Annotated in this window: 10 protein-coding genes; 7 read left to right on the forward strand and 3 right to left on the reverse strand. The window is 68.2% G+C overall.

Features of this window, described 5'->3' with window-relative positions; genetic code table 11:
* The first annotated feature begins 14 nt into the window (after positions 1-14).
* The gene (locus tag AB0F44_RS11140) at positions 15-167 is read left to right on the forward strand and encodes a hypothetical protein (protein WP_357355336.1); all 153 of its coding nucleotides are present in this window, start codon (positions 15-17) and stop codon (positions 165-167) included.
* On the opposite strand, the gene AB0F44_RS11145 is transcribed toward AB0F44_RS11140, so the two are convergent.
* Complete coding sequence (locus AB0F44_RS11145; protein WP_357355338.1) at positions 115-1,464, reverse strand: FAD-dependent oxidoreductase; 1,350 nt, start codon at positions 1,462-1,464, stop codon at positions 115-117. The genes AB0F44_RS11140 and AB0F44_RS11145 overlap by 53 nt on opposite strands.
* Before the next feature lie 849 nt (positions 1,465-2,313).
* Positions 2,314-3,588, reverse strand: coding sequence for a DUF222 domain-containing protein (locus AB0F44_RS11150; RefSeq protein WP_357355340.1), 1,275 nt, complete (start codon positions 3,586-3,588; stop codon positions 2,314-2,316).
* A gap of 527 nt (positions 3,589-4,115) precedes the next feature.
* On the opposite strand from AB0F44_RS11150, the gene AB0F44_RS11155 reads away from it, so the two are divergent.
* Positions 4,116-6,011, forward strand: a complete 1,896-nt coding sequence (locus AB0F44_RS11155; RefSeq protein WP_357355342.1) for a glycosyltransferase family 39 protein — start codon at positions 4,116-4,118, stop codon at positions 6,009-6,011.
* On the forward strand, positions 6,008-7,207 hold the full coding sequence (locus AB0F44_RS11160) for a glycosyltransferase (protein ID WP_357355344.1): 1,200 nt from the start codon (positions 6,008-6,010) through the stop codon (positions 7,205-7,207). Before AB0F44_RS11155 ends, AB0F44_RS11160 begins: the two co-directional genes overlap by 4 nt.
* Here AB0F44_RS11160 and AB0F44_RS11165 read toward each other — a convergent pair.
* Positions 7,179-8,033, reverse strand: a complete 855-nt coding sequence (locus AB0F44_RS11165; protein ID WP_357355346.1) for a helix-turn-helix transcriptional regulator — start codon at positions 8,031-8,033, stop codon at positions 7,179-7,181. The genes AB0F44_RS11160 and AB0F44_RS11165 overlap by 29 nt on opposite strands.
* A gap of 102 nt (positions 8,034-8,135) precedes the next feature.
* Here AB0F44_RS11165 and AB0F44_RS11170 point away from each other — a divergent pair, with 102 nt between their 5' ends.
* From AB0F44_RS11170 to AB0F44_RS11185, 4 genes are all read left to right on the forward strand, one after another.
* Positions 8,136-9,137 (forward strand): aldo/keto reductase, encoded by a 1,002-nt coding sequence (locus tag AB0F44_RS11170; protein WP_357355348.1) that lies wholly within the window; start codon positions 8,136-8,138, stop codon positions 9,135-9,137.
* Positions 9,138-9,349: 212 nt separating this feature from the next.
* Entirely contained in the window at positions 9,350-10,879 is a 1,530-nt protein-coding gene (locus AB0F44_RS11175; protein ID WP_357355350.1) for a Re/Si-specific NAD(P)(+) transhydrogenase subunit alpha, read from the forward strand.
* A 2-nt stretch (positions 10,880-10,881) separates the two neighbouring features.
* Positions 10,882-12,294: a Re/Si-specific NAD(P)(+) transhydrogenase subunit beta gene (gene pntB, locus AB0F44_RS11180; RefSeq protein ID WP_357355352.1), complete on the forward strand. Its 1,413-nt coding sequence runs from the start codon at positions 10,882-10,884 to the stop codon at positions 12,292-12,294.
* Positions 12,295-12,389: 95 nt separating this feature from the next.
* On the forward strand, positions 12,390-13,025 hold the full coding sequence (locus tag AB0F44_RS11185; protein ID WP_357355354.1) for a YitT family protein: 636 nt from the start codon (positions 12,390-12,392) through the stop codon (positions 13,023-13,025).
* Positions 13,026-13,043 lie beyond the last annotated feature (18 nt).

Raw genomic sequence — 13,043 nt, forward strand, 5'->3', positions numbered from 1 at the left:
CATAAGGTGGCCACGTGAAGATCCTCGTCGTCGGCACCGGTGGTCGTGAGCACGCGCTCGCTCTGAAGCTCTCCCAGGACCTCGTGGTGGCCGGCCCTCTGTGTACGGCGTGTGTCAGTGGCAGTGGTTGGAGATCTGGATCATCTCGTCGCGCGGGACGACCTTGATCCGCTCGCGGCCCTGGGCCTCGCCGAGCGAGCGCTCGTGGTTGTCGAGCCGCTCCCAGCCCTCGATGGTGGTGAACTCGACGCCCTTGCCGGACAGGTGCTCGAGGACCGCCGCCGGCGAGCCGTGCTCGGCGGGCTTGAGCTTGTCGAGGTCGTGGAGGAGGTTGTCGATGGTCTCCTTGGCGTCGGACTTGGTGTGGCCGATGAGGCCGACCGGTCCGCGCTTGACCCACCCGGTGACGTACGTCCCGCCGAGGTGCTCGCCGTTGAGGTCGAGGACCCGGCCGCCGGCGTTGGGGATGACGCCGTTCTCGCTGTCGAAGGGCACGTCGGGGAGCGCCTCGGAGAGGTAGCCGACGGCGCGGTAGACGGCCTGGACCGGGGTGTCGGTGAACTCGCCGGTGCCGGTGACGGTGCCGTCGCCGTTGTATTCGGTCTTCTCGCTGCGCAGCGCGACCACCTGACCGTCCTCGCCGAGGATCTCGACGGGGTTCTGCATCATGTGGATGACGATCTTGTGAGGCTTGTCGCCGGCGGGCGCCTCCATGTACTTCAGGAGGATGTCGGCCACCAGCTTGGTCGCCTTGTGGCTCTGGATCGCCTTCTCGCCGGCTTCGTCGATCTCGAAGCCCTCCTCCTCGACGACGACGTCGACCGAGGGGGAGTGGGAGAGCTCGCGCAGCTCCATCGGGCTGAACTTGATGTGCGCCGGGCCGCGGCGGGCGTAGACGTGGACCGTCTTGGCCGGGTTCTTCTTCAGACCCTGGTAGACGTTGTCAGAGATCTCGGTGACCAGCTGCTCGTCGGCGGGCTTGGCCAGCATGCGGGCGACGTCGAGCGCGACGTTACCGGCGCCCAGGACGGCGACCTCCTCGGCGTCGAGGGGCCACTCGCGGGAGACGTCGGGGTGGCCGGCGTACCAGCTGACGAAGTCGGCCGCGCCGAAGGACTGCGGCAGGTCGATCCCCGGGATGTCGAGCTCACGGTCGGCCATCGCGCCGGTGGCGAAGATGACGGCGTCGTAGAACCGGTGCAGGTCGTCGAGCTTGAGGTCGGTGCCGAAGTCGACGTTGCCGATGAAGCGGATGCTGTCCTGGTTCAGGACGCGCTTGAGCGCCTTGATGATCTCCTTGATTCGCGGGTGGTCAGGAGCCACGCCGTAGCGAACCAGGCCATAGGGAGCAGGCAGACGCTCGATGACGTCGACGCGCGCACCAGGGTGCTCCTTCGTGAGGATGTCGGCAGCGTAGATGCCGGCCGGGCCGGCACCGACGATCGCAACGCGGATGTCACGCATAAGGGAGTTCAACCTTCCGTGGATGTACTAAGGCAAGCCTAAAGGGGGTCGTGTAACCCTCCGAATCCGTTCCACCAGGTGGTTACGCGGTCGTGCGTGGGTTTCACGCTCAATCCTAGAACGCGTTCTTGTTTTGGGTGTGTCTGGGAACGTGATCTCGGACACGTACGGCGTGTCGGGGCGTGCTTCTTCGGGTGCTGGCTTCGGTGGGTCGAGCCTTGTCGAGTCCTGGGTTGGTCTCGGGAGGGCGCGCTGAAGGAGCCGTGGTTTCGTTTCGGCGTTCGCCGCCGACCCTTGGTTCGATTGTTTCTCGATCAGGCACCGCGTCAAGGACGGCCTTCGGCCGCCGGCTTCGCCGGTCGCCTCCGGCGATCCTTGACCCGGCGCCCGATCGAGAAAGATTTGGCCTGTATCGGGTCGGCGGCGAGGGTGTGGCGCAGCGGATTCAGTTGGGTACGGGCTTGGGATCCGTGGCTGTTCGTGCGCGGGCGGCCCGGTGCCTCGTCGGTGCCTACGGCAGTGGGCGGGACCTTGTGAACCGTTCACAAGCGAGCCGTCGCTTTGGCCGGGTCGAGCTCGGTGGTGGCAGGGTCACGAGTTCCCCACTGATCCGGAGAGTTCCCCATGTGCGCGGAGGTTCCCCATCCTCCGGAGCGTGGGGAACCCCCACGGGAGTGGGGAAGTGTCTCTGTCAGTGGGGAAACGGCGTGTGTGGAGTCGAGAGTTGGCCGGCACGCTCATTTGGGCGCCGGGACGGACGGCTTCAGCGAGAGCTGAGAACGATCGACGATTGGAATCGTCAGGCCTGGCGGGCAGGTCCTGGTGGAGTGGATTTCCTCACCCGGCCGGTTAGGGGCGGCGGGTGAATCGGATGGTGCCGTCGGGTAGTCGCTCATGAACGTACGCCGGGTTGTGCGCCAGACGGTGATGATGCGGGCACAACAACGCCCCGTCCTTCAGGTTGGTCTTCCCGCCGGCAGCCCACGGTTCGAGGTGGTGGGCGTCGCACCATTCGGGCGGCATGTCACAGCCTTCGGCTTGGCAGCACTTCTGCTGGAGCCGGAGTGCTCTGCGTTGAATCGGCTGGAAGAACCGGCTGCCCCGGCCGGCGTCGAGGACCTCGCTGTCGCCGCCGAGGACCCAGGGGATGATGGTGGCGTTGCAGGCCATCCGCCGGGCCTCGGCCGCTGAGATGGTGGCGCCGTTGGTCTCGTCGTAGCCCAGGATGGCGATGCCGAGGTCTTTGCGGAGCTCCTCGAGGCTGATCACCACATTGATGGTGGTCGCGTCGCCACCGTGGCGGGGCAGGGCGGCGGGGTCGATGGTCTCCAGGAGGCGGGCGAAACCCTGACCCATCAACCGCTCCCACGGCGGCAGCGGCGCACCCTTGGCGACGAGCTGTTGTTTGCGGGGCTGGGCGTATGCCTCGACGAGCCGCTTGAACCTCATCCCGATCGAGGTCGGCAGGACGCCGTCGAACCCGATGGTGCCGTCGTGGTTGTCCCACACCCGTAGCGCGGTCTTCTGCTGGGCACGCTCCTCCTGAGCCAGCAGTGCTTTGGCCTCAGCGTCCTCGAACCGGACCGGATCGACCTCGCGCAGGATCCGCTTGCCGACGATCCGCAACTCGCTCGCGGTCATGCGGGTGGCGTAGTCGACCAGCAGCTTCTCGGCCAGGATCAGATCCTCGGCACTGGCGACCGGGTTGGTCTCGATCTTGTCGAGTGCCCGGGCGATCACCCGGGCCTTGTCCTGGGACACGACCCCCTCAGCCAAGCCGGCGGCGACGAGGTCGTACTTCGCGACACTGGTCGCGAGTTTGATCTGCGACCGGGCGATGCCTTTGTCGACGAGTAGTTCGGCACGCATCCATGCGGAGACGTCCTTGGCGCCGGTCTCTTCGGCGATATCGCCGGCAGACGCCAGCACCCTCAACTTCAACGCGGCTTGTTGGGCCTGGAGCTTCTCCAACCGCTCCAACAGGTCCTTCTTCTGGCCGGTGCGCCAGTAGGCCGGGTCGGTGGCCAGCAACTCTTGAATGGCGGTCTCGATGGCAGTCAGGGCAGCGTCGATCGCGTCGCCGGGGTTGGTGCCCCAGTGGTCGATGTCGCGGCCGAGACTCATCGCCATCCTGCCCTTCAGAGGTGTGTCGTGATGGGTCTGATTCTACGCCCTCCGCTACCCTCTGGCCATCTATTTTCCCAGGTCAAACCCAATTTTCGCGGTGAGCGAACGACCTCGCATCTGTGGATGGTAAGTGGCCCGAAGGGCCACCCTTCCGCCTCATCAACGTCACCCGTCCCAAGTAAGATTCCGCTGCGCCACACCCGGGCCGCCGCCCCGATAGCCAGCCAGTCTTTTCTCGATCTGGTCCGGAGTCCAGGACCGCGAAGCGGCCGGCGAAGCCGGCGCCCGAAGGGCGTCCTTGACGCCGGTCCGGATCGAGAAGACCCTCCAAGAAAGGGTCGGCGGCCCACATCAACCACGAAGAATCACAGCCCATAGCCCCCTCACAGCCGCCCAAAACGACCACCACAGCCCCACCCCGAAGCGTGGTCGCCATGACCCAACTCCTCGACCCACCAACGGCAATTTCGCCGACGAAGACAAGAAGCTGGCGCCCAACCCCCGAGCGCGCGACGCTCGCCATCTTGCTGACCCTGACAGCAGCGGCGTACCTCTGGACGCTCTCGGAGTCCGGATACGCCAATCAGTACTACTCCGCCGCCGCACAAGCCGGCGGCGTGAGCTGGAAGGCGTGGTTCTTCGGGGCGCTCGACGCGAGCAGCTCGATCACGGTCGACAAGCCGCCGGCTTCGCTGTGGGTGATGGGCCTGTCCGTACGCCTCTTCGGGCTGTCCTCGTGGAGCATCCTGGTTCCGCAGGCGCTGATGGGGGTCGGGACGGTCGGGCTCGTCTTCGCCATGGTGAAGAAGGTCGCGCCGTGGCAGGCGGGGATCGCGGCGGGGGCGTTGACCGCGCTGACCCCGGCGGCGGCGCTGATGTTCCGGTTCAACAACCCGGACGCGCTGCTGCTCCTGCTGCTGATCGGTGCCGGGTTCTCGACGCTGAAGGCGATCGAGACGGGCAAGGGCAGGTGGATGGTGTTGGCCGGAGCGCTGCTCGGCTTCGGGTTCCTGACCAAGATGCTGCAGGCGTTCCTGATCATCCCGGCGATCGCGGTGGTCTACCTGATCGCGGGCAAGGGCTCGTTCGGCAGGAGGATGACCCACGGCATCGCCTGCTTCGTCGCCATGGTCGTGAGCGCGGGCTGGTACATCGCGATCGTCGAGCTCATCCCGGAGTCGTGGCGTCCCTACATCGACGGCTCGACCAGCAACTCGCTCCTCGAGCTGACGCTCGGCTACAACGGCGTCGGCCGGCTCAACGGTGGCGACTACGGCGGCCTCGGCAACGCCGGCTTCTCCAGCGCGGCCGGGATCCTGCGCCTCTTCCAGGGCGTCTCCGGCGGCATGGTCTCCTGGCTGCTCCCCGCGGCGCTGCTCCTCCTCGTCACCGGGCTCGTCGCGCTGCGCAAGGCGCCACGCACCGACCTGACCCGCGCCGCACTGATGCTCAGTGGCGCCTCGATGCTCGTCACCGGGGTGGTCTTCTCCTTCATGGAGGGCATCTACCACGACTACTACGTGGTCGCGCTGGCTCCGTGGATCGCGATCACGGCTGTCGTCGGCGCTGTGATCACGTGGCGCGACCGCGACAACCTCTTCGCCCGGATCACCCTCGCCGTCGCGATGGCCGGCAGCGCCGTGTGGGGCTGGGTGCTCCTCGGACAGTCGGGCGAGCAGCCGTACGACGCGCTGCGCTGGCCTGTCCTGATCATCGGTCTCGGGGTCGCCGCCGCGTTCGTCTTCGCGGACAGGCTCACCCGCCGCGCCGCGGCGGCGGTCCTCGCGACGGCAGCTGTGACCGTGGGCCTCGGGCCCGCGGCGTACGCGATCCAGACGATCGGCACCGCCCACACCGGCTCGATCGTGACGGCCGGGCCGTACGAGGGCGGCGGCATGGGCGGGATGCGCGGTGGTCGCCCAGGTGGTGCCGCCGGTGGCCCCGGTGCTCCGACTCAGAACGGGACCCCACCGACTGGCCAGCCCCAGCAGATGCCCGGCGGCAATCCCGGCGGGATGCGCGGCGGCGGAATGATGGGCGGCGGCACGGTCGACGAGGAGCTCGCCGAGGCGGTGAGCACCAACGCCGGCCACTACACCTGGGTGGCCGCGACGATCGGCTCCCAGACCGCGGCCGGCCTCCAGCTCGAGACCGGCGAGGCCGTGATGGCGATCGGCGGCTTCAACGGCACCTCGAACAGCATCACGCTCGAGCGGTTCCAGGAGTACGTCGCCAACGGCGAGATCCACTACTTCATCGCCGGCGGCGGGATGGGTGGGATGGGCGGGATGGGCGCCAGAGGAGACAACAGCGACGAGACCTCCAGCGCCTCCGAGATCAGCGCCTGGGTGACGGAGAACTTCACCGAGACCACGATCGGCAGCTCGACGGTCTACGACCTGACCGAGGGGGCCGAATGACCGCGGACACGACACTCTCGAGCGGCCTCCGGGTCGTCGACGAGAAGCGACTGCTGACGACGATCGACCTGGTGATCCCAGTCCACAACGAGGAGAACGGCCTGGAGGAGTCCGTACGCCACCTCGACGGCTACCTGCGCACCCTGCCCTACTCCACGACGATCACGATCGCCGACAACGCCAGCACCGACGGCACCTGGCAGATCGCGGAACGGCTCGCGACCGAGATCACCCGGGTCCGCGCGATCCACCTCGAGGAGAAGGGCCGCGGACGCGCGCTCAAGGCGGCCTGGTCCACCTCGAGGGCCGAGGTGGTCGGCTACATGGATGTCGACCTCTCCACCGACCTGCGGGCGCTGCCACCCCTGCTCGCCCCGCTCCTCTCGGGCCATTCCGACGTCGCGATCGGGTCCCGCCTGGCCCGCGGCAGCCGGATCGAGCGTGGCCCGAAACGCGACTTCCTGTCCAAGGGCTACAACCTGCTGCTGCGCGGGATCCTGTCCGCGGAGTTCACCGACGCCCAGTGCGGCTTCAAGGCGATCCGCCGCGACGTCGCCGAGAAGCTGCTCCCACTGATCGAGGACGACAGCTGGTTCTTCGATACCGAGCTCCTCGTCCTCGCCTCCGAGGCCGGGCTGCGCGTGCACGAGGTGCCGGTGGACTGGGTCGACGACCCCGACTCGCGCGTGGACATCACCAAGACGGTCAAGGAGGACCTCGACGGGATCCGCCGTCTGCTGTTCGGCCTGGTCAGCGGCCGGATCGACCTCAGCGGCGTACGTCCTCCCGGGCCCGTCCGCAGCCCGAGCCTGGCGGCTCAGGTGATCCGGTTCGGCGCCATCGGGGTGTTGAGCACACTGGCGTACCTGCTCCTCTACGTCCTCCTCCGCACCGTCGTCGGAGCGCAGGCGGCGAATCTGATCGCGCTTCTGGTGACCGCGGTCGCCAACACCGCGGCCAACCGCCGGCTGACCTTCGGGATCACCGCGCGGCAGGGCGCGGTGAAGCATCACGTCGCCGGACTGGCCGCCTTCGGAGTCGGGCTGACCCTGACCTCCGGATCGCTCGCGCTCCTCCACCTGGCCGCGCCGACACCCGCGCGAGCGTTCGAGATCGTCGTGCTCGTGGCCGCCAACGCCGCCGCCACGCTGATCCGCTTCATCGCCCTCAGGTGGGTGATGAGTCCGCGCTCGTGAGCCGCTGGGTGCCGATGACGCGGAGCAGCTCGAGCTTCTCCGCGGCATCGGTGCCCTCGGCCGGGAAGTAGGCGAGCAGCTTCACATCGGCCTCCTCGGTGAGCAGGACCTCGCAGCGTACGGCGACCGTGCCGACCTCCGGATGGATGAACGTCTTCAGGTCGGCACGCCGCACGCCGACCTGGTGGCGCTCCCACAGCCCGCGGAACTCCTCGCTCGCCGCGAGGAGGTCGTGCACCAGCGAGGTGATGTCGGAGTCACCTGCCCGCCGGGCGTACGTCGCCCGCAGATCCATCACATGACTTGCCGACATCCGGTCCCAGTCCTCCCGCGGCGCCGGCCGGCGGTCGGGCTCGATGAACCAGCGCCACATCATGTTGCGGTGCCTGCCGGGACCGTCGGGCAGCGGCGGCAGCAGCGCGGTGGCGAGCGGGTTGAGCCAGGCGATCTCGCCGATGTCGGTGTAGATCACGACGGGGATGTCGGTCAGCCGCCGGGCGAGGGCGATCAGGCCCGGACGTACGTAATGGCCCGCCCGTCGCGCAGGCGGCGTCATCCCGGCGAGGTAGAAGAGGTGGTCGCGCTCGTCGAGATCGCACTGCAGCGCCCGCGCGATCGCGGAGAGCACCGACTCCGACGGTGCCGACCCACGCGCTTGCTCCAGCCGCGTGTAGTGGTCGGTCGAGACCCCGGCGAGCGAGGCGACCTCCTCCCGCCGAAGTCCAGGCGTACGCCGCCGCAACCCGTCCGGGAGGCCGACATCGGAGGGCCGGAGCAGCTCCCGGCGACGGCGAAGGAAGTCGGCGAGCTCACGGCGGTCGGTCACGCTCCTCATCCTCCGTCGGCGGTGCCCGGTTATCCAGGGACGGCTCGTCCCTGGATGTGCCGTGCCTCCCGAGGGCCCATCGAGCGCCGCACGCTGGACGTCATGACGACCCACAACATCAAGTTCAGCAGCCGACAGCTCGGCAAGAACGGTCCCACGGTCACCTCCCCCGCCCTGGGCGGGATGAGCCTTTCCGGCGTCTACGGCGCGGTCGACGACGAGGAGGGTGTACGCGTCATCCACGCCTACGTCGACGCCGGCGGCACCCTGATCGACACCGGCGACTTCTACGGCGCAGGCCACAACGAGATGCTGATCGCCCGGGCTCTGCGCGATCGCGACCGCGACGACGTGGTGCTCTCGGTGAAGTTCGGCGCACTGCTCACCCCGGTCGGGATGCCGGCCGGCTTCGACGGCCGCCCCGAGGCGGTCAGGTCCTCCCTGACCTACTCCCTCCAGCGGCTCGGTACCGACCACATCGACATCTACCGCCCCGCCCGGCTCGACCCGCAGGTTCCGATCGAGGAGACCGTGGGCGCGATCCAGGAGCTGGTGGAGGCCGGATACGTACGCCACATCGGGCTGAGCGAGGTCAGCGCCGACACGATCCGCCGCGCCGCCGCGGTGGCCCCGATCAGCGACCTGCAGATCGAGTACTCCCTGCTCAGCCGGGGGATCGAGACCAACGGCATCCTCGACACCTGCCGCGAGCTGGGCATCGGCATCACCGCGTACAGCGTCCTCGGCCGCGGCCTGATCGGAGGCAGCGGCGCCCTCGGCGGCTCGCTCGCCCACATGCCGCGCTTCCAGGGCGACAACCTCGACCACAACCGCGCGCTGCTCATCACCCTGGAGGAGATCGCCGAGGCCAAGGGAATCACCCTGGCGCAGCTCGCGATCGCCTGGGTCGCGGCCCGCGGCGAGCACATCGTCCCCGTCATCGGCTCCCGCCGGGTCAGCCAGGTCGAGTCGATGGCAGGTGCGAACGAGGTCACCCTCGACGACGCCGATCTCGCCCGTATCGACGCCGCCGTGCCCGTAGGTGCAGCCCGCGGCGACCGCTACCCCACCCAGTTCATGGGGCAGCTCGACAGCGAGCTGTGAGGACGTGAGGAAGACCACAGGTATTGGACCGATACAACCGGACAAACCTGGTGTCCACCTGCTGATCTGCCCTACCGTTACCGGCCAGTAACCAGCACGGTGGGGTTCCGGACCCCCGCCGGTCATTAATCGGTCACGCGCTGATCGGCTGACCGGGATCCCACCATGCTGGAGACTGAAGACACTGCGCAGCTAGACCCAAGGAGTCGAGGATGCTCATCGGAGTGACCCGAGAGACGAAGCCCGGGGAGACCCGGGTAGCGGCCACCCCCGCGACCGTCAAACAACTGACCGGTCTGGGCTATGACGTCGTCATCGAGGGTGGAGCCGGAGAGGCGTCCAGCTTCAAGGACGAGGCGTACGCCGAGGCCGGCGCCCGCATCGGCACGGCCGCCGACGCGTGGGGTGCCGATCTGGTCTTCCGGATCAACGCCCCCTCGGTCGGCGAGGTCGAGCTGCTGAAGAGCGGCGCCACCCTGGTCGCCCCGCTGGCGCCGGCGCAGAGCGCCGAGCTGCTCGACGCCCTGGCCGCCCGCAAGGTCGACGCCTTCGCGATGGACGCGGTGCCGCGTATCTCGCGTGCGCAGTCGATGGACATCCTCTCCAGCCAGGCCAACATCGCGGGCTACCGCGCCGTGGTCGAGGCGGCCCACCACTTCGGCCGCTTCTTCACCGGCCAGGTGACCGCGGCGGGCAAGGTGCCGCCGGCGAAGGTGCTCGTGGCCGGTGCCGGCGTGGCCGGTCTGGCCGCCATCGGTGCCGCGAGCTCGCTGGGCGCGATCGTGCGCGCCACCGACCCCCGTCCGGAGGTCGCCGACCAGGTCAAGTCGCTCGGCGGTGAATACCTGAAGGTGGAGGTCGAGGTCGAGAAGTCGACCGACGGCTACGCGAAGGCGACCTCGGAGGCCTACGACCAGCGCGCCGCGGAGATCTACTCCGAGCAGGCCGAGGACGTCGACATCATCGTGACGACCGCGCTGATCCCGGGCCGCCCGGCGCCGAAGCTGATCACGGCGGCCGACGTGGCGAGCATGAAGGCCGGCTCGGTCATCGTCGACATGGCGGCCGCGATGGGCGGAAACGTCGAGGGCACCGTGAAGGACGAGGTCGTCACCACGCCCAACGGCGTCACGATCATCGGCTACACCGACCTCCCCGCGCGTCTTCCCGCGCAGTCCAGCCAGCTCTACGGCACCAACCTGGTGAACCTGATGAAGCTGGTGACACCTGAGAAGGACGGCGTACTCGCCCTCGATCTCGAGGACCAGGTCCAGCGTGGTCTGACCGTCGTGCACGACGGTGGCGTGCTCTGGCCGCCCCCGCCGGTCCAGGTCTCCGCGGCTCCGGCCGTGGCCGCCACCGCCGAGGTCGCCGTGAAGGAGGAGAAGAAGCCGCTCTCCGCGTCCGCCAAGCTCGCCCTGGTCGGCACCGGTGCGCTCGCGCTCTTCCTGCTCAACGCGGTCGCTCCGGCCGAGATCACCCGCCACTTCACCGTGCTGACGCTGTCTATCGTGATCGGCTTCTACGTCATCGGCCACGTGCACCACGCGCTGCACACCCCGCTGATGTCGGTGACCAACGCGATCTCCGGCATCGTCGTCGTGGGCGCCCTGCTGCAGCTCACGGTCGCTGACAACGTGGTGCTCGTGCTCGCGGGCATCGCCACGCTGCTGGCGAGCATCAACATCTTCGGTGGCTTCGCCGTGACCCGCCGCATGCTCTCGATGTTCCGGAAGGCCTGATCATGGATATCTTCTCGATCGCTGGTGCGGCCTACCTCGTCGCCGCCCTCCTCTTCATCCTGTCGCTGGCAGGGCTCTCCAAGCACGAGACCGCCTCGCAGGGCTGGCTCTACGGCGTCGCCGGCATGACGCTGGCGCTGGTCGCGACCGTCATCCAGGTCGTCGACGGCGGCACCAGCACCGCGGTGATCGTCCTCGTCGCCGCTGTCGCGGTCGGTGCGGTCATCGGCCTGTGGCGTGCCAAGGTCGTCGAGATGACCGGCATGCCCGAGCTGATCGCGCTGCTGCACTCCTTCGTGGGTCTGGCCGCCGTCCTGATCGGCTGGAACGGCCACCTCGAGGCTGCCGCCGGCCACAGCCCTGCTGCTGGATCGGGTGGCGCCATCCATTCCGCCGAGGTCTTCATCGGTGTCTTCATCGGTGCGGTCACCTTCACCGGCTCGATCGTCGCGTTCCTCAAGCTCTCCGCGCGGATGAAGTCGGCCCCGCTGATGCTGCCGGGCAAGAACGTCATCAACATCGGCGCCCTGGTCGTCTTCGTGATCCTGACGGTCGTCTACGTCATCAACCCGACGCTCCCGCTGCTGATCGCGGTCACCGTCGTGGCGCTGGCGCTCGGCTGGCACCTGGTCGCCTCCATCGGCGGCGGTGACATGCCGGTCGTGGTCTCGATGCTCAACAGCTACTCCGGGTGGGCCGCGGCCGCCTCGGGCTTCCTGCTGGGCAACGACCTGCTGATCGTCACCGGTGCCCTGGTCGGCTCCTCGGGTGCGTACCTCTCCTACATCATGTGCAAGGCGATGAACCGCTCGTTCATCTCGGTCATCGCCGGCGGGTTCGGCATCGAGGCCGGGCCGTCCGGTGACGTCGACTACGGCGAGCACCGCGAGATCAACGCCGAGGACACCGCCGAGCTTCTCGCCGGCGCCTCCTCCGTCGTGATCACCCCGGGCTACGGCATGGCCGTCGCCCAGGCGCAGTACCCGGTCGCCGAGCTCACCCGCATTCTGCGGGACAAGGGCGTGGACGTACGTTTCGGTATCCACCCGGTCGCCGGCCGTCTCCCGGGCCACATGAACGTGCTGCTGGCCGAGGCCAAGGTGCCCTACGACATCGTCCTGGAGATGGACGAGGTCAACGACGACCTGGCTGAGACCGACGTCGTCCTGGTCATCGGTGCCAACGACACCGTGAACCCGGCCGCCGCCGAGGACCCCAGCAGCCCGATCGCGGGCATGCCCGTCCTTCGGGTCTGGGAGGCCAAGAACGTGGTCGTCTTCAAGCGGTCGATGGCCGCGGGCTATGCCGGTGTGCAGAACCCGCTCTTCTTCCGGGAGAACTCGCAGATGCTCTTCGGCGACGCCAAAGCGAAGGTCGACGAGATCGTCAGCGCCCTCGCTCGGGTGCCTGCCTGACCTGGACAAACACCGACAAACACCACCTGACCAGCGGAAACGTGACGCAAGTCTCGCCCTGGTGAATTCTGCCCGGCTCGGGCACGACACACAGAATGAGTGTCGTGTCCGAGCCGTTTGCAGACTCCCTCGAGTCGATCCGCGTCCCCCATACGTTGTTGGAGGACGCGCTCGGCTACGTGACCAGCATCGTGGTGACTTCGCTGGGGCTCTACCTGATCCAGTCGGTCGGCGCGGTGACCGGCGGCACCGCCGGCCTGAGCCTGCTGGTGAGCTACTGGACCGGGCTGCCGTTCGAGGTGCTGTTCGTCCTGGTCAACCTGCCCTTCTTCGGGCTCGCGCTCTCCAAGAAGGGCATCGGGTTCACCCTCCGGTCGCTGGGCTGCGTCATCGCGGTCTCGGCGATGACCCGGGTCCACGCCGACCTGCTCCCGCTCGACGGCCTCGACACCGTCTACGGCGTCGTGGCCGGAAACCTGCTGGTCGGCCTCGGCCTCCTGGTGATCTTCCGCCACGGCGCCTCGCTGGGCGGGTTCAACGTGCTCGCCCTGCTCCTGCAGGAGCGGCTCAACCTCCGGGCCGGGTACGTCCAGATGGGCCTCGACGTCAGCGTCATCCTGCTCGCGCTCTTCGTCGTCTCGCCCGCGACCGTCCTTCTCTCGGCTCTCGGCGCGGTCGTCCTCAACATCATCCTGGCCTTCAACCACCGGCCCGGCCGCTACCTCGCCTGAGACGTTTGTCGTCCAAGT

This window comes from Nocardioides sp. NPDC023903 (genome assembly GCF_040639295.1).
GTDB lineage: Bacteria > Actinomycetota > Actinomycetes > Propionibacteriales > Nocardioidaceae > Nocardioides.